Annotated in this window: 19 protein-coding genes; 10 read left to right on the top strand and 9 right to left on the bottom strand. The window is 61.7% G+C overall.

What is annotated here, in order from left to right; translation table 11 throughout:
- Positions 1 to 19: 19 nt before the first annotated feature.
- Positions 20 to 1,753, bottom strand: a complete 1,734-nt coding sequence (locus tag F0A17_RS14435; RefSeq protein WP_228716914.1) for an amidohydrolase — start codon at positions 1,751 to 1,753, stop codon at positions 20 to 22.
- 106 nt (positions 1,754 to 1,859) lie between these two features.
- Positions 1,860 to 2,783, bottom strand: a complete 924-nt coding sequence (locus tag F0A17_RS14440; protein WP_149329044.1) for a LysR substrate-binding domain-containing protein — start codon at positions 2,781 to 2,783, stop codon at positions 1,860 to 1,862.
- A gap of 92 nt (positions 2,784 to 2,875) precedes the next feature.
- Between F0A17_RS14440 and F0A17_RS14445 the strand changes: the two genes are divergently transcribed.
- The 7 genes from F0A17_RS14445 to F0A17_RS14475 are packed head-to-tail and all read left to right on the top strand — an operon-like array spanning position 2,876 to position 9,690.
- Positions 2,876 to 4,480 carry a zinc-binding metallopeptidase family protein gene (locus F0A17_RS14445; protein WP_149329045.1) on the top strand — a complete coding sequence of 535 codons (1,605 nt, stop codon included), beginning with the start codon at positions 2,876 to 2,878 and terminating at the stop codon, positions 4,478 to 4,480.
- A gap of 34 nt (positions 4,481 to 4,514) precedes the next feature.
- Positions 4,515 to 5,561: a TRAP transporter substrate-binding protein DctP gene (dctP, locus tag F0A17_RS14450; protein WP_149329046.1), complete on the top strand. Its 1,047-nt coding sequence runs from the start codon at positions 4,515 to 4,517 to the stop codon at positions 5,559 to 5,561.
- 14 nt (positions 5,562 to 5,575) lie between these two features.
- On the top strand, positions 5,576 to 6,145 hold the full coding sequence (locus F0A17_RS14455; protein WP_149329047.1) for a TRAP transporter small permease subunit: 570 nt from the start codon (positions 5,576 to 5,578) through the stop codon (positions 6,143 to 6,145).
- Positions 6,132 to 7,454: a TRAP transporter large permease gene (locus F0A17_RS14460; protein WP_149329048.1), complete on the top strand. Its 1,323-nt coding sequence runs from the start codon at positions 6,132 to 6,134 to the stop codon at positions 7,452 to 7,454. The genes F0A17_RS14455 and F0A17_RS14460 overlap by 14 nt, the downstream gene beginning before the upstream one ends.
- 8 nt (positions 7,455 to 7,462) lie before the next feature.
- Positions 7,463 to 7,771: a cupin domain-containing protein gene (locus F0A17_RS14465; protein WP_149329049.1), complete on the top strand. Its 309-nt coding sequence runs from the start codon at positions 7,463 to 7,465 to the stop codon at positions 7,769 to 7,771.
- Between the two features lies 1 nt (position 7,772).
- Positions 7,773 to 8,723 carry an agmatinase gene (gene speB, locus F0A17_RS14470; protein ID WP_149329050.1) on the top strand — a complete coding sequence of 317 codons (951 nt, stop codon included), beginning with the start codon at positions 7,773 to 7,775 and terminating at the stop codon, positions 8,721 to 8,723.
- Positions 8,716 to 9,690: a CobW family GTP-binding protein gene (locus tag F0A17_RS14475; protein WP_149329051.1), complete on the top strand. Its 975-nt coding sequence runs from the start codon at positions 8,716 to 8,718 to the stop codon at positions 9,688 to 9,690. The genes speB and F0A17_RS14475 overlap by 8 nt, the downstream gene beginning before the upstream one ends.
- On the opposite strand, the gene F0A17_RS14480 is transcribed toward F0A17_RS14475, so the two are convergent.
- Genes F0A17_RS14480 through F0A17_RS14505 form a run of 6 tightly spaced genes read right to left on the bottom strand, consistent with a single transcriptional unit; the run spans position 9,687 to position 15,534 of the window.
- Positions 9,687 to 10,913 (bottom strand): four-carbon acid sugar kinase family protein, encoded by a 1,227-nt coding sequence (locus F0A17_RS14480; protein ID WP_187774703.1) that lies wholly within the window; start codon positions 10,911 to 10,913, stop codon positions 9,687 to 9,689. The two genes, F0A17_RS14475 and F0A17_RS14480, sit on opposite strands and share 4 nt — an antisense overlap.
- A gap of 2 nt (positions 10,914 to 10,915) precedes the next feature.
- The gene (locus F0A17_RS14485; protein WP_149329053.1) at positions 10,916 to 12,172 is read right to left on the bottom strand and encodes a RuBisCO large subunit C-terminal-like domain-containing protein; all 1,257 of its coding nucleotides are present in this window, start codon (positions 12,170 to 12,172) and stop codon (positions 10,916 to 10,918) included.
- Positions 12,169 to 12,714, bottom strand: coding sequence for a VOC family protein (locus F0A17_RS14490; RefSeq protein WP_149329054.1), 546 nt, complete (start codon positions 12,712 to 12,714; stop codon positions 12,169 to 12,171). Before F0A17_RS14490 ends, F0A17_RS14485 begins: the two co-directional genes overlap by 4 nt.
- A gap of 7 nt (positions 12,715 to 12,721) precedes the next feature.
- Complete coding sequence (locus tag F0A17_RS14495; RefSeq protein ID WP_149329055.1) at positions 12,722 to 13,999, bottom strand: TRAP transporter large permease; 1,278 nt, start codon at positions 13,997 to 13,999, stop codon at positions 12,722 to 12,724.
- Entirely contained in the window at positions 13,996 to 14,496 is a 501-nt protein-coding gene (locus F0A17_RS14500; protein ID WP_149329056.1) for a TRAP transporter small permease, read from the bottom strand. The genes F0A17_RS14495 and F0A17_RS14500 overlap by 4 nt, the downstream gene beginning before the upstream one ends.
- 27 nt (positions 14,497 to 14,523) lie before the next feature.
- Positions 14,524 to 15,534, bottom strand: a complete 1,011-nt coding sequence (locus tag F0A17_RS14505; RefSeq protein ID WP_149329057.1) for a TRAP transporter substrate-binding protein — start codon at positions 15,532 to 15,534, stop codon at positions 14,524 to 14,526.
- A 168-nt stretch (positions 15,535 to 15,702) separates the two neighbouring features.
- Between F0A17_RS14505 and F0A17_RS14510 the strand changes: the two genes are divergently transcribed.
- The 3 genes from F0A17_RS14510 (at position 15,703) to F0A17_RS14520 (ending at position 19,707) form a co-directional block, all read left to right on the top strand.
- Complete coding sequence (locus F0A17_RS14510) at positions 15,703 to 16,683, top strand: LacI family DNA-binding transcriptional regulator (protein ID WP_267285442.1); 981 nt, start codon at positions 15,703 to 15,705, stop codon at positions 16,681 to 16,683.
- Positions 16,684 to 17,398: 715 nt separating this feature from the next.
- The gene (locus tag F0A17_RS14515) at positions 17,399 to 19,153 is read left to right on the top strand and encodes a putative bifunctional diguanylate cyclase/phosphodiesterase (RefSeq protein WP_149329059.1); all 1,755 of its coding nucleotides are present in this window, start codon (positions 17,399 to 17,401) and stop codon (positions 19,151 to 19,153) included.
- Between the two features lie 128 nt (positions 19,154 to 19,281).
- Positions 19,282 to 19,707, top strand: a complete 426-nt coding sequence (locus F0A17_RS14520; protein ID WP_149329060.1) for a DUF3617 domain-containing protein — start codon at positions 19,282 to 19,284, stop codon at positions 19,705 to 19,707.
- Positions 19,708 to 19,792: 85 nt separating this feature from the next.
- On the opposite strand, the gene F0A17_RS14525 is transcribed toward F0A17_RS14520, so the two are convergent.
- The gene (locus F0A17_RS14525) at positions 19,793 to 20,665 is read right to left on the bottom strand and encodes an FRG domain-containing protein (protein WP_149329061.1); all 873 of its coding nucleotides are present in this window, start codon (positions 20,663 to 20,665) and stop codon (positions 19,793 to 19,795) included.
- Positions 20,666 to 20,802 lie beyond the last annotated feature (137 nt).

Genomic DNA, 20,802 nt, shown 5'->3' on the forward strand with positions numbered 1-20,802 from the left:
AGCGGCATGGAGTGGCGTGTCACGAGGCCAGCGAAGGCGGCTGGCCGTGCCAGGTGGCCTCCAGGCCGAAGCTCGACAACGTACGGTCGCGGTCATAGACCGGCTGGCCCTGCAGGAAGCTCATCTCGACCTGGGTGCGATGCAGATTGCCGCGCACCTCCCGCGAGAAGGGATCGTGGTCGAGCACGATGAGGTCGGCCGACTTGCCCGCTTCGAGCGAGCCGGTCTCATGCTCCAGGCCCATGGCATAGGCACCGTTGAGCGTGGCCACGCGTAGCGCTTCATCGAGAGCAATCGGCGTGCCGAAGCGCTCTTCTCCCGGCTCCCACGGGTTCTGGCGTGTCACCAGGGTTTCCAGGGCCAACCAGGGATCGATGGAGGCGACCGGGAAATCGGTGCCGAAAACCGCCACGCCACCGGCATCCAGCACGCCGCGCAGGTTATAGGCCCGCGACAGGCGTTCCGGCCCATAGCCGGCTCGCGCCCCCGAGGTGAAGCGCGAGGGATACCAGGCCGCCGGGGAGAACTCGGCGATGACGTCCAGCTCGGCGAAGCGGGCGAGGTTGGCATCATGCAGGATGGTGCTGTGGGCGCACTGATGGCGTACACCGCTGGGCCCGTTGATGCGCCGGGTGGCCGCCACCGCATCCAGGAACAGGTCGGAGGCGCCGTCGCCGGTGCAGTGGGCAATGACCCGAATGCCGCGGCGGTCCATATCGACCAGCATGTCGCGCAGGTGTTCGGGGGTGAGGTTGATCTTGCCGCGCCAGTCGTCGCCGCTCTCCCACGGCGTGAGCAGGAAGGAGGAGCGTGGCTCCACGGTGCCATCGAAGTGGAACTTAACGGCATTGGCGCTCAGACGGCTGCTGGCGTAGTAGTGGCGTTCGCCGCAGAGCAGCTCCCAGCGTCGTTTGACCGGGAAGATATCGTCCTGCCAGCTGATGGCCGCCTCCACGCGCAGGCTGAGCTTGCCGGCATCGTCGAGCTGCTGGAGGGCGGCCAACCGCTGCTCGCACACATGCACGTACTTGGTTGCCGTGACGCCGCGGCTGGTCTGGAAGTGCAGGCCCTCTTGATAGGCCTTGCGTAGCACCTCTACCGGCGTGGGGGGCATGGCGGCGTGGATCATGGCATAGGCGCCGTCGATCATCAGCCCAGTGGGCTCGCCGGTCAGCGGGTCGCGCTCCATGTAGCCGTTGCGCGGGTCCGAAGTATGGCGGTCGATACCGGCCAGGGCCAGTGCCTTGCTGTTGACCATCATGGTACCCCACATGCGGTCGAGGATGGCCACGGGGCGGTCGGGGATGAAGCTATCCAGCCATTCCCGGCCTGGCGTCAGCCCTGCCTGACGGAAGGTGTAACGCACGAAGTAGGCGCCGTGGATCCAGCCATCGCCGGGGTGGCGGGTGGCATAGTCGAGAATGGCCTGCTTGACCTGCTCGGGGGTGGGGTCCTCGATGCCGATCTTGAGCGAATCGTCGTACTTGGCGGCCAACCCCAGATCGGGGTGGGTATGCATATCATGCAGGCCGGGCATGACGAAGCGACCGGCCAGCGGGATCACGCGCGTATCGGGGCCGATCCACTCGTGCATGGCGCTGTCGTTTCCCACGGCGCACAGGCGACCGCCGGCCATGGCCAGCGCCTCGGCCCAGGGGCGTGCGGGATCGAGCGTATAGATCTTCCCCCCTTGCAGCACGATATCGGCATGGCGTGGGGCGGGCGCATGGCTGGAGCGCCAGGGGTCGAACATGGCAATCACCTCTAATTGTTGTGCAAGATTCACCTTAAACCAGTGAAAAAGGCCATGAGGTGTTAATTTCTTGCGCCTGAGGTGAGCGTTCTTGCCGCTTCATTGTTCAACTGGACACGGCAGAAGCGCCGAGCAAGCCCTCCAACAGTTTCTTCATCCAATCGCTGAAGGCCTGCACGTTGGGGTCCTCCAGCCGGCTATGCGGCGTGACCAAATAGTAGGCCCGATCGCTGGGGATCTTCTCGCCGAAGGGGCGAACCAACTGGCCGTGACGCAGGCTGTCGCCACATACCACGTCGTCACCGATAGCGATTCCCTGGCCGGACAAGGCCGCCTGCAGCACCAGCAGGATATTCGAGAAGTACAGGCCGGACTCCACCTTGAGCTGGTGCTTGCCGCCAAAGCCTGCCAGCCATAGCTGCCAGTCGTGGGCATCGTGCAGGTGCAGCAGGGTGGCGCGATCCAGATCGCGAGGATGGGTAATATCGAGTTCGTTGAGCAGGGTCGGGCTGCACACGGGGTGGTACATCGGCTGTGCCAGCAGCTCGGCATGCTGATCGGCGTGAACGCCGTCGCTGAACACCACGAAGAGATCGAAGTTGGGCTGATTGATCGTCTCGTCTTCGCGATTGGTGCTGAGGTGCAGGCGAATGGTGGGGTAGGCGCGATAGAAATCGTTGATATGGCGACTAATCACGCTGGCCGCAAAACCTGGCGGCATGCAAACGTGCAAATGACCGTTGTACTCCTGGTCGGGCAGGTTGGCGTGGATCCGCTCCAGGCTTTGGAGAACCTCGCGAACTTCGCCGGCATAGAGCTGACCGGCCGGAGTCAGGATCACCCCGCGTCCACGTCGTTCGTAAAGGCGGAGGTTGAGCTGGCTTTCCAGAAGTCGCAGTTGGTGGCTGATGGCGCTGCGCGTAAGACTGAGATAATCGGCGGCGTCGGTCAGGCTGCCCAGTCTTGCCAAGGCCTCGAAAGCACGCAGGGCCTGTAGCGAGGGAAGATGGTTTGCTTTTAGTTGAGTCATTTTGACCAATTAGATGATTATTTTTGACTTTTGATGAGTTGAGTTTGCTTTATAGTGTTTTTCAAAGCAACAACACTCCCGAGAGGAGCCGAATGACCACGCAAACTCAACGTGATGCTCTCACCCGGCGCGTCGAAGCGCTGATGCCCAAGCTTTCCGAATGGAACCAGATTATCTGGCACTACGCTGAAACCGCCTGGCGGGAATACCGCTCGGCGCGTTTCTACGTCGACCTACTGCGCGAACATGGCTTCGAGGTGGAAGAGGGCTCGGGCGGCATGCCCACGGCTTTTTGCGCCACCTGGAGCAACGGTGAGGGGCCTACCCTTGGCGGCTACGCCGAGTACGATGCGGTGCCGGGCAATTGCCAAGCGGCCGACGTGATGAAACGCCCTCGTGACAACCTGAGCCCCTGGGCAGGCGGTCATACCGATCCTCACTCCGCGCTGGGCATGGGATCCCTCGGTGGCTTTCTGGCCATGCAGGCGTTGATGAAGGAGCAGGGCATTACCGGTACGCTGAAGTTCTTCGGCGAGCCGGCCGAAAAAGTGCGCGGTTCGAAGCCGATCCATGCGGCCCGTGGCTATTACGATGACCTCGATGCGGCAATCAGCTTTCATCCTTTCTATATGCTGCCCCTGTGCAACACCACGCGCTGGGACACGCACTGCGGCGCCGCCTATGGGGTGATCTATACCTTCCTGTGCGACAGCCCCGAGACCTGGATGACCCGCGGGAGCCATTCGCCCATCGCGGCCTCCCATGCCAGTGCTCGCGCCCCGGGCGCCAACGACGCCGTTACCCAGATGTACCTCAACGCCAAGGCCCTGCGCGAGCATGTATTGGCCAGCGGCCTGAACTGGTCGATGAACGAGGCGATTCTGAACGCGGGCCAGGCGACCGCCGACAACCTGGCGGCGCAGATGTCCCAGATCCAGTACTTCATTCGCGTCTCGTCGGTGGAGCAGGCCGAACACGTGGTCCGGGGGCTCGACCATATCGCCGATTCCGTGGCCAAGCTGACCCACTGCCGGGTCGAGCGCCACTGGGTCGCCAAGTCGCGCCCCGGGCTGCCGAATCATGCCTTGGCAGAGCTGACCTACGCCAACCTTGAGCGAGTCGGTGCGCCGCGGTTGGGCGACGAAGCCGTTGAGCTGGCTCGCCGGATCCAGGCCAATCTGGGCATGACGCCGATGGAGAAACCCTTCCTGGCCGATATCGAGACCCTGCGAAAGCCGCAGGACGCAGAGCGTGAATTACGCCAGATACTCCCGCCCAATCAGACCCACTTCACCTCCGACGACTACACCGAGTACAGCTGGCATGCACCAACCGTGCGTCTCTACGTCGGGCGCCCGGCGCTGGCGCCTCGCGACGATGGCGGTGCCTACCCCGATTGGGTAATGAACGCCCTGGGTGGCTTGGCGCCGTGTATTGACCCGATGATCGAAACGGCGGCGAAAACGGTGGGGCTGACGCTGCTCGACCTGTTCCAAGAGCCGGATGCACTAAACGCGGCGAAGGCGGAGTTCGAGCAGCGCACCGGTGGTGGCATCGGTGGGGATCGGTGGATGGCTCCCCTGTGCGATTACGCGCCGCCGATTCACTTCCGCTGGCCCGAATACATCACCACGCCACGTGGTGAAAACGACTGGGTGATTCCGGCACCCAACGAGTGCTCCCAGGCACCCCGGTAGGCTTGACGCTTCCCATATAGCAGGAGAACACACCATGCATAACAACAAATTCACCCTCCGATCCATCGCCACTTCCGTCAAGGCCGGCTTGGCATGCCTGGCGCTGACCGGTAGCGCCGTGGCCTTTCCGGTAACCGTGCTGGCTCAGGACGGTGAGGTCATCGAGATCCGCATGCAGCGGTACACCGGTACCGAGGAAGACGCGATCTTCCAGCGTCTTCAGGACATGCTGCATGAAGCCAGCGATGGTCGTATCAAGCTGAATATCTTCCGCGGCGGCGAATTGGTACCCAATGACCAAATGTTTGCCGCCTTGCGTAGCGGCACCCTGCAGGCCATCTACGGCTACGGCGGCTACTGGGGTGGGCAGATGGATACTGCCGTGCTCGAATCCGGCATACCCATGGCCTGGACCAGCCTCGAGGAAGCCCAGGAACTTTGGAATGAGCGCGGCCTCGGGGAGTTGCTGGCCGAGAACTACGCCGAGCAGGGGGTTCACTACACCGTGCCGGTTTTCGGGGGCAAGTTCGACCTGCTCACCAAGGAGCCGGTCGAGTCCCTGGCCGACATGAGTGAGCTCAAGATCCGTGCAACCCCATCCGTCTCGGCGGTGCTCAACCACTTCGACATTCCCACGGTCTACATACCGCCGCAGGAGTTCTACATTGCCCTGAGCACCAATGCCATCGACGGTCTGATCTATGGCGGCCCCTATGACTATTCGGTACTCAAGCTCAACGAGGTGGCCACCAGCTACACCGAAATGAACATGCTGTATCCAGGCTTCGTCGATAACGTGCTGATCAACCAAAATGTCTGGAATCGCATGCCGGAGGATCTGCAGGAGACCTTCATGGAGGTCACCGCCGAGTGGGCCGACTACCGTCATCAGAAATTCGTGGAGTGGAACGAGGAGGCGGCTCACCTGTTCGAGATTACCACTCTGCCGGAGAGCGATGTGCTGGCGATGACCGAGGCGGCTCAGGACGTCTGGAATGCCGAGGCCGAAAAGTCGCCGCGTGCCGCCGAAGCCATCGAGATGATTCGCGACATGGCTCGTGACAAGGGTCGCCTCGAGTGACCGGGAGCCAAGCGATGCATCTGCTTCACGCCTGGATCCGTTGGCAGGACCGCCTGAGCGAATGGCTCGGGCGGTTCGTCGCCTGGCTTGGCTTCGTTCTGGTCTGCGTACTGGTATATGAGGTGGCGGCGCGGCAACTGCTGCGCTCGCCCACCAACTGGGCGCATGAGGCCTCGACCCTGACGTATGGTGTCTACGCCATCCTGGCCGGCGCCTATACCGAGAAATGGCAGGGCCATGTGCGAATCGACATCTTTTACCAGCGCCTCTCGACGAAGGGAAAAGCGCTGGTTTCCTTCATCATCGGCGTACTCACGCTGATCCTGCTGACGCTTCTGCTCCACAGTGCCTACGACTTTGCCATGCAATCGGTGGCCATGCAGGAACGCTCCTTCCGCAGTACCTGGGCACCCGTCATCTGGCCGGTGAAAGTGATGATACCGCTAGCCGTGCTGTTGATCATGCTGCAAATGCTGGCCAACACCCTGCGCCATCTCTGCACCCTGCTGGGCCATCCCCTGGAGACCGATCCCACGAGCGGTCAGGACACCGACAGCCGGGGAGATTCCCATGGTAAGTATTGATCCGATACTGCTGACGCTACTGATGTTTGGCGCCATGCTGACCCTGATGTTCTTCGGGGTGCCGCTGGCCTGGACCCTGATGGGAGTGGGCGTCGGCTTCGGCTACTGGATCTGGGGGCCGGACAGCCTCGGCATCATGCTGCCGTCGGTCTTTGGCCTGATGAACGAGTTCATTTTGGTCGCGCTGCCGTTGTTCATCCTGATGGGAATGATTCTGGAGCGATCCGGCATAGCGGATGATCTGTTCGAAATGATCTACAAGATCATGGGCGGGGTACGCGGCGGCTTGGGTATGGGGACCGTCGTGATCTGTGCCCTGATTGCCGCCATGGTGGGTATTACCGGTGCCGCCACCGTCAGCCTGGGGCTGATCGCGCTGCCCGCCATGCTCAAGCGCGGCTACAGCAAGCAACTCTCGGCGGGTGCCATCATGGCGGGCGGTGCGCTGGGGTTTCTCATACCGCCTTCCCTGGTCATGATTCTCTACGCCTTCCTGACCCGTGAATCGGTGGGCAAGCTGTTCGCAGCGGGCGTCATGCCCGGTTTGATGCTGGCTGCCATCTACATGCTCTACATCGGGATTCGCTGTTACCGCAACCCGACGCTGGGACCGCCCATCGAGGCCTCCGAGCGGATCGGCACGTGGGAGAAAATCGTCGCACTGAAGGCCATGATTCTGCCCGGCGCCCTGATCGCCGTAGTGCTCGGAACCATGGCGATCGGTGTGGCGTCGCCCACCGAAGCCTCGGCGCTGGGCGCCTTTGGCGCCATGCTCTGCGCCTTGGCTCACGGCAAGCTCAACGTCGCCATGCTCAACAGTGCGCTGTTCAGTACGGCACGCATCATGGGCATGCTGATGTGGATCATGATCGGCGCGGTAATCTTCTCGAAGATTTATATCGCCTTGGGGGCCGGCCAGGCGATCGTGGGCCAGATCATGGCCGCTGACCTGAGTCCTTACCTCGTCCTGAGCGTGATCCTGCTCAGCTATCTGGTATTGGGCATGTTCCTGGACGATTCGGCCATCCTGTTCATCACCGTGCCGCTCTACGTGCCAATCATCAAGGCGTTGGGTTTCGATCCGATCTGGTTCGCCACGCTGTTCGTGTTGGCGATGCAGAGCGCTTATCTGACGCCGCCCTTCGGCTACAACTTGTTCTACATGCGTTCGGTGGCGCCTCCAGAGGTGACGACCGGCGATCTCTATCGCTCGGTAATTCCGTTCCTGGCCATGCAGGTACTCGGCATCGTGCTGCTGGTGATGTTTCCACAGATTGCCTTGTGGCTGCCCGAGCTCATTTTCGATTAGGAGATGCCATGACCCGCCAACCGTTACCGGCCGAACCGACACGGCAACTCGAGGATGACAAAGTCATCGTGACTCGCTGGGATTTCTTATCCGGCGCGGAGACCGGCTGGCATCGTCACCTCCATGACTACGTCGTCGTGCCGCTCGTGGATGGCGTGATGCGCCTGCATACCCCGGAAGGCAACCACGAGATCGACGTCAAGGCCGGTATGTCCTACCGCCGGCTGGCCGGGGTCGAGCACAACGTCATCAACGCGGGCGATGGCCATTTTGCCTTCGTCGAGATCGAACTCAAGGCGAGCCAGGAGGGCGAATAACATGGCGACTTTCAATCAGCCGCTGGGCGGCAACGAGATGCCTCGATTCGGCGGGCCCGGAACCATGATGCGCCTGCCTGCCCATGACGATGCTGCGGGGCTCGATGTCGCGTTCATTGGGGTGCCGATGGATATCGCCACGTCCAACCGCCCGGGCACCCGGCTGGGGCCGCGGCAGATTCGCGATGAATCGCGCATGCTGCGGCCCTACAACATGGCCACGCGCGCCGCGCCGTTCGATAGCCTCCAAGTAGGTGACATCGGTGATGTCCCGATTAACACCTTTCACCTCCCAAAGACGGTCGAAATCATCGAGCGGTACTACGACGAGGTGCTCAAGCACGCTTGCGTTCCGTTGACCCTGGGGGGCGATCACCTCATTACCTTGCCGATTCTGCGCGCGATGGCAAAAAAGCACGGGCCAGTGGGCCTGATTCATATCGATGCCCATGCCGACGTGAACGAGCATATGTTCGGCGAGCCGCTGGCGCACGGTACGCCATTCCGGCGTGCCCAGGAGGAAGGCCTGCTGGCCCACGGCAAGGTAGTGCAGATCGGTCTGCGCGGCACCGGCTATGCGGCCGAGGATTTCGACTGGTGCCGTCAGCAGGGCTTTCGCGTCGTGCCGGCCGAAGAGTGCTGGTACCGCTCGCTGGCGCCGATGATGGCGGAGGTGCGTGCGCAGATGGGCGATACCCCTGTCTACATCTCCTTCGATATCGACGGCCTCGATCCGTCCGTGGCGCCCGGCACGGGAACCGTGGAGATGGGAGGTTTGACCTCTACCCAGGGCCTCGAGATCGTGCGCGGCGCGATGGGGCTCAATATCGTCGGTGGGGACCTGGTCGAAGTCTCCCCGCCTTATGATCCCAGCGGTAACACCGCGCTAATGGGCGCCACGTTGCTGTACGAGATGCTGTGCGTGCTGCCTGGCGTCCTGCGTCGTGGTTGAACAGCGCGCGCAGGACATGACGGCCGAGCTCGGCGTCACCGTGGTCGCCGGCTTCCTGGGGGCCGGCAAGACGACCCTGGTGAATCACTTGCTGCAGCACGCCGACGGCCGTCGGCTCGGGGTCATGGTCAACGATTTCGGGGCGCTCAACATCGACGAGGCGCTGGTCGACGAGCGTCGCGACGACCTGATCACCCTGAGCAATGGCTGCGTATGCTGCAGTCTGCAGGGAGAGCTTTCTTCCTCCATCGAATCGATGATCAGGCGTCGGGGAGAGCAGCTCGATCATTTATTGATCGAATGCAGTGGCGTGTCGGATCCGGAGCGGGTGGTGAACGTGCTTCACTATCCGCGCCTTCGGGCCAGGGCCCGGCTGGACAACGTCATCACCCTGGTCGATGCCGCGCTCGATCACGCCGGCCTGAGTCCGGCCCTGCGTCACTTGGTAGCGTCACAAGTCGATAACGCCGACCTGGTCGTGATCAACAAGGTCGACCTGGTGGACGAGCAGGACATCGCCCGGCTCGAGCAGGCCGTCCTGCTACCTGGCTCCCGTCACGTGAGAACTACCCAGGCAGCGCTGCCGGCGGATTTCGTCTTCTGGCCGGTATCGAGCGAGGCGCCTAAGTGTCGCCGCGTGCGTTCCCGTCTCTCCCCGGCGACGAGCATTGAAACCCTGGGGCTCAAGACGCTCAGCTGGAAGCACGAGGGCGCTGTGGACATGACCGAGCTAAGTACGCTACTCCATGACATGCCTAAGCCAATCCTGCGCTTCAAGGGGGTCGTCCGTCTTGACGACGGGCGCGTGCTCGCGTTGCAGCGTGCGGCCGGACGGCTGACCAGTTGGGAACTCGGGAACTGGCCGAAGGGAGAGAGCCAACTGGTCTTCATCGGTGAGGATACGCCCTCTCTCTGGGAGTGGCTCTCCCTGCGCCTGGAGCGGCTGCCAGACTGCCAGCAAGACTAGCGAAAGGCCTCGTTGGCCAAATGATCGAACAGGTCCGGTCGCCCGACCTGGCCGCCTTTCAATACGATCGGCAATGGCCGATCGCTGCCGAAATTCGCCATGCAGAGCGATACCCCGGGATCGATATCGCCGCAGTGGGCGATGGAGCATGGACGAAGTGCGCGAATGATGGCGCTGGAGGTGTCTCCGCCGGCAATGGCCAGGGCGCCGACCCGCGCAGCCCGGACGACGGTATGTATCAAGGCGGCCGAGCGTTGCGCCAGCTCGCGGGGTGTACCGGACGAGGCGCTGGCATCGAGGCATATCATTACGTTTTCCCCGCGTCGCAGTGCCGCGCAGGGGGCCGCTGCGATTTCCTCGACATGGCAGGAAGCCATGAGGCTTGACGGGGCCAGGGCGATGACCCGGTACGCGCTTGCTCGCCGGACCTGATCGGCGCTGACGGATGAACGGCTACCGACAAAAGCCAGTACTGGCCCATCGGCCTCGACTTGTTCTGGGGAGTGGCGTGGCCCATCGCCGACCACGGCCTCGGCGACGCTGCTGGCGCCCGCGCAGAGAATCGGGGCATTGGCCTGCAGGTAGGCACCGACACGAGCAATGTCCCGATCGTCGATGGCATCGAAGAGCGTGACGCCATCCTCGGCCAGGCGCATGTCATCCTGGTGATGCAGGGCCACGCGATCCACAAGGCGTGGGGGTTTCCCCCCCAATGCCGCGACGTGCCGGGCGAGATCGCTCTCGTTCATGGGCGTTACCGGATGGGCCTTCATGATCGGATGCCGATCGATACGATAGACCGTTCCATCTGCTGCGCGAGCAAAAAGATGACCGAAAAGGCAGTAACGGCCGAGACTGGGCTGCCCCCCCAGAATGGCCCCGGATCGCATTCCCAGCGCACGACCCAGGATCTCCATGGCGCGGACGAAGTTGCCCGTTTCCGGCGAACTGTCGAAAGTGGAGCAGATCTTGAGATGCACGATCCCGGGCCGATGGGGCGCTAGCTTACGGGCAATCTCCTCCATCAGCGCGGCGTTTTCCGCGTTTCCCAGGGCCCGTGCCTCGCTGGCGATGCCGAAGGCATCGAGGCCTTCGACTTCATCCGGGTGGGGCACATCCAGGAAGAGGCGCACGGCAAGCCCCGCGCGAGCCAACGTGGCCAACGTGTCCGTCGCGCCGGTGAAATCGTCGGCGATAAAGATGTAGTTGGCGGATGCGGTCACGTTCAGCGTCCCCCGAAGGTATCGAGAGCCCGGGCGAGGGCCGGTGAGCGAACCGCATGCCGGGCTATATCGTCGCCCACCGACACGGCTTCCCATGCAGCCCGCAGGCTCTCCACGCCAGCCCGAGGGCCATCGGGATGCGCGAGAATACCGCCACCGGCAAGGAACAGGAAATCGGTGCTTCCTCCGATGCGTGAGTGAGTCTGCCCCAGGGTGCCGGCCCACTGTCCCGAGGAGAACACGGGCAGCACCCGATCATCTTCGGCGCCGAGCGACGTCAGGCAGCGGCGCGCGGCGTGAGCGACCTCGTCGATGGCATCGGCGAACTTCCCGTCCATGCCATGAACATGCAGGTGGTCGGCACCGGATAGGCGATAGAGGGTCTGCCATGCCGGGAAGGCGATACCATGTGCGGGATGCCTGCCGAAGGCGCCTGATCCGTTGCGATGCCCATGGAGGCAAAGTGGCGTGTGCTGTCGTAGCGCCTGGATCGCCGACAAACCGCACCAGTTGAGCGAGGCCATGACGCAACTGCCACCCTGCGCGAGCACATGGTCGGCGTGACGACGCATCGCGTCCAGTTCATCGGTGATGTTGAAGGCGACCATCACCTCCTTGCCGGTTCGCTCACGATGCTGGCGAACCACCTTCATCACGGCATCGACCCGCTCGCATACCGGTGCGCAGACCGGATTGCCGACGATTTCGTCGTCCTTGATGAAGTCTACGCCGGCCTCGCAGAGCATTTGGACCAAGTGGGCGATCTCGTCCGGTTTCATCCCGATATTGGGTTTGATGATCGTGCCAAAGAGCGGCCGGTCGGGTACCCCGAGGCTGCGCCGCGTTCCATCAATTCCCATGGCCGGCAGAGGATAGCGGGCGCGATATTCGGGACGCAGTGTGACGTCCACCAGCTTGAGGGCCGTGACCTCGCCCAGATCGAAGAGATTGCCGGCGACTACGGCAGCCAACGTAGGCAGGTTCACTCCGACATTGTCTTCCGGGTAAGCGATCTCGACCTCTGCCTGTCGCCATGGGCCGGAGGCTCCCTGGCGCTCCAGATAGGCGCTGGCCAGCGTTGGCCGGTCTCGCTCCCCGACGATCGTGAGGCGCTGTACGCGTGCGCCATGCCGCTTTCGCAACTCGTCCGTTTCGCCGGGAACGCGCACGAAAGTTCCAGCGCTCTGCTCGCCGGCCATCATCGCGGCGACCTTCTCCGGGTCCAGCGGGGTTTCCAGCAGGTAGCGGGCGATAATCACGACGACTTCTCCGCCAGCGAAGGAAAGGGGCGCACCGGATCGCTCCCGTCCCAACCGATACTGGCTTCGTGAATCATGTCAAACATGCGGCCTTTCGGACCCTTGACCTCGGAGAGTTCGATGACCGTTCCCGGGTGTGCCTCGCGATCGAAATAGACGAAGCGACCATTGGCCCCGACCATACCCTCCATTTGGATCCTGAAGCCCAGCTCGCGCATGCGGGCAAGATCGGTATCGAAATCCTTCGTCCAGTAAGCCACATGCTGGAGCCCCATGTTCCCCGCCTGCATGAAGTCGCGATACATTGACGGCGCGTCGTTGCGCGTCTGAATCAGCTCGACCTGAATGAAGCCGGAGTTGGCCAGCGCGACGGAGTTCTCGACTTCGAAAGGTTCGCCCCCGTAGCGGTAACCCTCGATCGGTACGCGCGGGTTATAGAAGAAGGGGCCGACGCCCATCACTTGCGTCCAATGGGCCATGGCGGCCTCGATATCGGGCACGACATAGCCCAGCTGTCGGATTTCTCCCAGGAATCTGCTCATGGATACCTCATTGCATGACTAGGTTCGGCAACCAGGTGGAGAGGCCCGGAAACAGGGTCACTACCGCCAGCGCCACGAAAAGGGGGACATAAAAAGGCAGGACGCCGCGGACGACCTCGCCGAACGTCATCCGCGTAATGATCGACACCATGTAGAGGCTCATGCCGATGGGAGGCGTCAGGAGGCCGATCATCAGGTTGAGCACGAAGATCACCCCCAACTGTTCAGGCGGAACGCCTGCCATCAGTAAGGTCGGTGCCACGATGGGGGCAATGATCAGGATGGCGGCAATGGACTCGAGGAACATGCCGGCCACCAGCAGCAGCACGTTGAGGATCAGCAGCAGCATCAACGGGTCGGTGGAGACGCTCAGCAACCACTGGCCCGCCATGGCCGGTACGCCGCCGATAGTCAACACCCAGGCGAAGAGGGCGGCCGCGGCCACGATAAAAAGTATGTTTGCACTGGCTTCCACGCTCTCACGGGCAGCGTGCCACAGCCCCTGAACCGTGAGACGCCTGTAGATGACGATACCGATGACGATCGAGTAGACCACGATCACACCCGCCACTTCGGTTGGACCGAACAGACCACTGAGCAGCCCCGCGATCATCAGCACCGGTGCTAGGAGGGCTGGGAGGGAAACGGTGATTTTGCGGCGTACCTCCGGCAGGGTGGGGTGATACGTGTCGCGTGGCAGATTGCCCAAGCGCGCCATGACGGCGATTTGCGCCATGAGCGCGACGGTCACGACCAGAGCAGGTATCACGCCTGCCAGTAGCGCGCGCACGGCCGAGACTTCGGCGGCGCTGGCGAAGATGATGAGTGGGATCGAGGGGGGAAAGATCGGCCCGATGGTCGCCGCGGCAACGGTGATGCCGGAAGCGAAGCGACGGGAATAGCCCTGTTCTTCCATCATCTTGATCTGGATGCCTCCAAGCGCGCCGATGTCGGCCAGCGCAGCCCCCGACATGCCGGAGAAAATCAAGCTGACCAGCACGTTGACTTGGGCGACACCGCCTCTGAGGCGGCCCACGAACATGCGTGTCAGCTCGAACAGATGCGCTGTCACGCCGGTGGCACTCAGCAGAGCTGCCGAGAAGATGAAGAGAGGGACTGCCAACAGCGGCGTGGAGTCGAGGGCATTCACGCTGCGCTGTGCCAATACCGTGAACGGCAGATCGTGAACGAGAATGGTGATCGCCGATGACAGTCCAAGACACACGGCGACGGGAATACCGAGAACGAGTCCGACAACGAAAAGCAGTAGGAGGGTCAGGGTCATGACGGTTCTCGCCTCCCCAGCAGGGTCAAGACGCGTACCATGGCGATGAAGCCGAGCAACGCAATACCCACGACAGCCGGCATGTAAAAGAACAGATTGGGTAAATCCAGCGCCGGTGTACGAAATCGTGCGGCTCGTTCGAGAAAAGCGTGGAAGGCAACCAGGCAAAGCCCGGCAAAGCTGGCCACGGCGAGCTCGGAGATCGCCAGTACTGCCATGCGCCAGCGCCCCTTGAGCCGGTTAGGCAGTAACTCAACCGTGATGTGTGCGCCTCGATCGAGCAGATGCGGAATGGTCAGGTAAACCAGCGCGATGCCAAACCATCGCGCCAGCTCATCCGCCCAATGCAAGCCAAGAGAGAAGGCGTTGCGCATCATGACCTGGCCCGCCACGAGAACGGCGATGCCTAGCAACAGCAGGATCGAGAGCCAAAGCCCACCTCGTGCGACCATGCTCAGCGCGTCACGCAGGGAAGCGAGCCATCCTATCGGGACCATGATTGATTGTCTCCTTGGCCACTGCGCCTACTTCACCGTTTCTACTTGCGAATAGAATTCACCGTATTGGCCGGCGAACTCTTCCATCACCCGGGCCTCGACCGAAGCGCGGAATGCCTCGATATCGAGACCATCATCTGGACCGATTACGGTCATGCCATGCGCGCGCAGCGCCTCGGTATCTTCCTGTTCGGAGTCGAGTACGTACCGGGTAGCCCGCTCACGGACCTCGTTGGCGGCCGCCTGTAGGGCTTCCCTGTGCTCGCTCGAGAGGCCCTGCCAGACTTCCTCGTTGATCAGCACCATTTCGGCGGCAACGATATGGCCGGTCTCCATCATGTGGCTCTGCACTTCATACAATTTGTGCGATACCGCCACGTTGACCGGGTTTTCCTGCCCGGACACCACTCCCGTCGCGAGGGCCGTGGGAACTTCCGACCAGTCGACGGGCACCGGCACCGCCCCCAGGCCCTCAACCGCAGCCATGTAGATGGGGAACGGAATCGAACGGATCTTGACGCCATCCAGGTCGTCGGGGTGTGTCACCGGGCGGTCGGCGGTGAGATTGCGCGAGCCGAAATAGAAGCCGTAGAGCACACGCACTCCGGCGGCTTCCACCAGCTCGTCATTGAGCCAATTCATGACCGGTGACGAGGTGTCCACCACGTTCATGAGGTGATCCACGTCACGGTACAGATAAGGCGTATCGAAGGCCGCGAAAGGGGGATGCAGCGAACCGATGGCGCCTGCCGTATTGTGCGATAGAGCAATCGTGCCGGTCGAAACGCCTTCGGCGAGTTCCTGCAGCTTGCCAAGCTGAGAAGAGGGAAAGACCTGCACCGCGATGGCACCTTCGGTCTTCTCCTGAATGGCATCGGCCAGCCACTCGGCTTGCATGCCGGCGATCGAATTGGGGGCGTTCATATGGCCATAGCGCAGCGTAATATCCTGTGCCTGTACCCCGCTGGCGAGACTGACAGCGAGAGCGAAGCCTGAAAACGCATGGCGTAGCGTGGCGCGCTTACCGAGAGTATTCATCGTTGTTTTCTCCTCTCCAATGATGGGTTTTGATGAAAGACTTTACAGGAAAGCTTCAAAACCGCATGTTTAAGAGGTTAGAGTTGCCGGACTTTCAGGTACAGGATTAATTTATGATGGTTTTTGATGGTGGCTAGTTGCCGTCGGCAGCTCCCTACGATAGCCGACGTGGCGCGGGAGGCCGGAGCATCGACGGCGACGGTCGATCGCGTGCTGAACCGGCGCGCCGGGGTGCGTGAAAACACTACGCGCCGGGTACTCGATGCGGCGCTGGCGCTTGGCTATCTCAATACCAGCGAAGTGGAGGCGCTGCGGGGGCCGGAGCCGATCAACCTGGCGTTTCTGCTGCCGCGTGGCACGAACCCCTATCTGGCACTCGTCAACGAGAAAGCCCGTGCCTTCGTCGAACGCAATTATCGAGATGCTCGGGTGAAGAGTTTCTTCATTGATGGATTCGATCCTAACGAACTCTCACGCTCTATTCGTCGTTTCGGCAAGTCTGCCGATGGTGTGATCTTCATGGCCATCGACCACCCCATGGTGAGGATGGCCACGGATGAGCTGGCGGCTTCAGGCAAGAAGGTGATTACCTTCATCTCGGATATTTCCACTTCGCAGCGTCATGCTTACGTCGGTATCGATAACTTCGCCGCTGGGCGCACGGCGGCGCTTCTGCTCGGCCGTTTCGCCGGTCACGCCTCGGGGCGTGTGGCCCTCATCGCCGCCAGTCGTATCTATCGGGCCCATCTGGAGCGTGAAGTGGGGTTCCTTGGCTTGATCGAGGAGCGCTTTAATCACATTACCGTCACCGCCACTCGCGAGGGTCACGACGACCGGGAACAAAACTATACCCATACCCGGCGGCTGCTTGACAAGCATTCAGACATCATTGGCATATACAACGTAGGCGGGGCATCCGACGGCATCGGGAAGGCGCTGCGCGAAAGCGGGCGTGCCCACGAGATCACTTTCATCGGCCATGGGCTCACGCCGGACACCCGTGCAATGCTTGCCGACGGCACCATGGACGCGGTGATTACGCAAAGCCCCGATCGGCTTTTCGAGGCTGCCGTCAATGCCGCCTTGGGCAGAGAGGGACCCCAAGTGCCCATGGAGCTGTATCTTGCGGAAAATCTACCTCAAGACTGATCGCTACTGACCACGGAAAGAGTGTCGTTAAACGCTGACAATTTTTGTCGGTGATTTCTTACAAAGCCGCTTATCCCAGGTTAAGGCGCTTCAGCGTAAAGCTGCCAAAGTGGTCTTACGAGCATGGAGGCTCATCAGGGACGATCGAGTTAGGACGACTCAGCTCCAGGGATGCTCGAGCATAGGACGCTCGAGGTGAATGTCACATAGGGAAGCGAAGATTTCGCCCGGCCGCAAGGCCGGGCTTTCTTTTTGAGCCACCTCTCGGCGCCAGCTTACCGCCTGGCCTGCATCAGGGGGGTAACGTTCGCTCGAGGAACAGGTATCAGCCACTCTCCGTAAAGCAAGAAAAGCCGTCAACCTTGACCCGATTTTTTGCTTTCGCTTCGCCATGGCAAGAGAGATGATGGAACGTCGGGTGCCATGGGATGGCATGAGTGGTAGCCGACGGAGCAGGTAGGATTGGTCGCATGGGCGCGCTAGGAAGTTCAACGTCAGTCCGGACGGTTAATTAAAATTATCTGCTATAAAATGACGTATCATTCGAACAGGTGACGGGATGTCCATATCTGACTGGCTCTGGAGGGCTTGTCGGTTTGCGTTCGCAGTGACACTGGCTGGTCTGCCAACGATCACGTCCGCCTCCACGAGCAACATCCCGCCGATACCCGTCTTTGTCTGGAGCGCGGCGCTCGCGATTGCACTGGCGCTTGTCATGACATGGTCGCTCTATCATCGGCGCCGGCTGCAGCGTGAGGCGGCATATCAGCGGGCTGCCAAGAATGAACTGGCGACCATTCTCGACAATGTGGATGCTTGTGTTTATGTCAAATCGGCTGACTATCGTTATCGGTATGTCAATCGACGAGTCACCGAAGTGATGGGTCGGCCTGCCGAGGCCATTCTCGGCAACACCGATGCCGAACTCTTCGATGCATGTATCGCAGCTGACCTGCGCGCCAACGACCGCCGCGTACTCGAGCAGGGCGAGAAGGTCGTGGCCGAGGAAGGTCGCTTCATGGGATCCGACGATCGCCTGGGCCCCTTCCTTTCGGTCAAGTTGCCGCTGCGCGCTGCCAACGGAGACATCCAGGCGCTTTGCGGCATTACGACCGACATCGGCGAATATCGCGATATCCAGGAGAGCAAGTACCGGCTTACGTTCTATGACCCTTTGACGGGACTGCCCAACCGACGCCTGTTGCTCGATCGGCTCGAGATGGTCGTGCGGGGGACCCGCCGCAGCGAGCGCTATGCGGCGCTGCTGTTCATCGACCTGGATGACTTCAAGGTCATCAACGAGACCCAGGGGCTGCAGCGCGGCGACTCGCTGCTTAGGCGGGTGGCCCATTGCCTGGAGGAAACGGTGCGCGAAAGCGACACCCTGGCCCGTCTGGGAGCCGATGAGTTCGTACTGTTGATTCATGATTTGGGGCTGGACATCGAGCAGGCCGCTCACGCCGCCGAGCGCGTGGCCGAGAAGCTGCTGGGCCAGATCGCCAATGCCCAAACCGAGGAGCACATGCTGCCGCTGCCGGTTACCGCCAGCATTGGCATCACCCTTTTTGCCAACGGGCATGCCAATGTCGACAGCGCCATGCGCCAGGCCGATATCGCGCTACAGCAGGCCAAAACCTCGGGCGGCAATACGATGCGCTTCTTCAATCCCGACATGCAGGCCGACGTAATGGCGCGAGTCCACCTCGAGGCCGATTTGCATCAGGCCATCGCCCGCGACGAGTTGCGTCTGCATTACCAGGTTCAGGTCGACGAGCTGTCGCGGGTGACCGGGGTCGAGGCGCTGATTCGCTGGGAGCACCCCCAGCGTGGCCTGGTTCCGCCTAGCCAGTTCATACCGCTGGCGGAGAAGAACCGTCTGATCCTGCCGATCGGCTACTGGGTCCTGGAGCGGGCATGCCAGCAATTGGCGACATGGGCCGGCGACGATCACCGGCAGAGGCTGACCATTGCCGTCAATGTCAGCTCGGTGCAGTTCCATCAGCCGGATTTCATCGCCAGGGTTCAGCATACGCTCGAATCGACGGGGGCCGACCCCAGCCGTCTTGTGCTCGAAGTCACCGAGAGTTTGCTGATGGAGGACCCGGAGCGGGTACGCAATATCATGCTGCGCCTGAGCAGGCTGGGCATTCGCTTCGCTCTGGACGACTTCGGTACCGGATACTCCTCGCTGAATTACCTCAAGCGGTTGCCGTTGCATGGGCTGAAGATCGACAAGTCATTCATCAAGGGGGTGCTTGAGGATCCGGTGGATGCCGCCATCGTGTCGACCACGATCACCCTGGCAGCCAGCCTCAAGCTAGGTGTCACGGCGGAAGGGGTGGAAACGGAGGCGCAGCATCAATGGTTACGGGAGCATGGCTGCGGAGCTTTCCAGGGCTACTTGTTCGGCCGTCCGGTGCCGATGGACGAACTCCTGCTCGCCAGCCATCTATGCCCCATGACCACCTGAGTAGGAAGGATATCAGACGCCGATCGTCTCCTTTTCCCCACTTGGGTGGGGTAAGCTGGGAGCCGCATCGAATGCGTGCACGATGAGGGTTGCCCTCGCCATTGCTTACCGACACAACGGAGCCTTTCATGTCTTTTCGTCCCTTGCTTGCCGCCGCCGTGCTGATTCTGCCGCTCACGGCCTTGGCCGAGTCGCCCAACATCGTGCCGGGGCAATGGCAGTTTTCCAGTACCACGTCCGTTAAGGGCGATGTGCCGATTCCCGACCAGTCCGAGAGCCATCAGGAGTGTATTGTCCAAGGCGATCTGGACGACGCCGATTTCCAATTTCTCGAGGTGGAAGAGGGGTGCGAACTGCTCGAGCACAACGTTTCGGCGGATGGGGTCGATTACCAGATGGTCTGTCATGCCGAGGGCGGCGAAGCCAATATCGATGGTCGTATGGATTTCCTGGGGGAGCGCGTCGCAGGCAACGTGAATATCGATACCGAGTCACCGATGGGTAAGATGCGTCTCGAGACTGCCATCGAGGGGGAACGCATCGGCGATTGCTGAGTTATTTCGAACCGGATCGCAGCGGGGCCACCCATGGGTGGCCCTTGTCGTCCGGCCTCGTCGGCTCGGGACGATGCGAGCGAGTTCATTGCGTTTGTTGGGTGGCCGTACTCAGTTCATGAATGAGAAATATCTCCTCGGCATGACGCGCAGCGCCTTCATAGTCGGGGAATAGCGTGGCTGCCGAATGTCCATGGCGGTCGCACTCGCGCATCAGCGCGGGAATGGCGCGTACCGACAGGCTATGGCGGGTCAGGAAGCGTGCCGCTTCGGGCTGCTCCTCCAGGCATAGGTTGGGCACGCGGCGGCCCTTGATCAGAGTGAAGATGCCGCGCTGGGCGGGGAGGTGAGCGCTGACGCTGCCCGGGGCCCGCTTGATTTCGAAGTCGCTTCGATAGCGCGCCGACGCGTCGATATCGAGCTCCCAGACGGCCAGCTTGCGAGAAAGTGGGTCGTCGTGGTGGCCTTCCTCCCATCTTCTCAATGCCGCCGAGGCGGCGAAGTAGGCGGCGATGAGCGGAGCCGTGGTCCAATCGAGCAGGCGAGTGGGAACCCCGTAATGCTGGGCTTGGGCCATCAGCGAAAGCATCTCGTTGCTGTCGCCCGGCCATTGGTTGGTCCTTGTGGACGAAGCGTTACCCCCCTTCCCGTCGACAAGATTCGGGTCGTCCAGGAAGTTGCGCAGCTTCTCGCTATCGCCGGAAATGGGCAGACCGGCTTTGTCGCAGGCATTGACGAAGAGCATCAGGAAATGATTTTCCAGGCGCATGGAGTCGCGCTCGGTATCCAGTCCGTTCAATCGGGTCTGCACCTGATAGCGCCGATTGCGCACGATGGAAGGCTCGAGCCGCCAGGTCGAATCGCCGTGTCCGCGGTATGCCCTGGCGCCTGGCGCGGTGTCGGTCAGCGCCCGAATCAGGCTGTCGACATCCTCGTGTTCGATCTCGCGGGAGCCCATCAATGCGCCTCCCCGTATCGCTTGGTTTGCCGGAGCAGTAGGATAAGCGTTGTCGGTAAGTGAACGGTTGATAACGATGCCGTGTCGATTCCAGTCATGGCGTTCTCCTCATTCCTTGTCATCGTTCTCGCAGCTCG

This window comes from Billgrantia pellis, assembly GCF_008297955.1.
In the GTDB taxonomy this organism is placed as follows: Bacteria; Pseudomonadota; Gammaproteobacteria; order Pseudomonadales; family Halomonadaceae; genus Halomonas; species Halomonas pellis.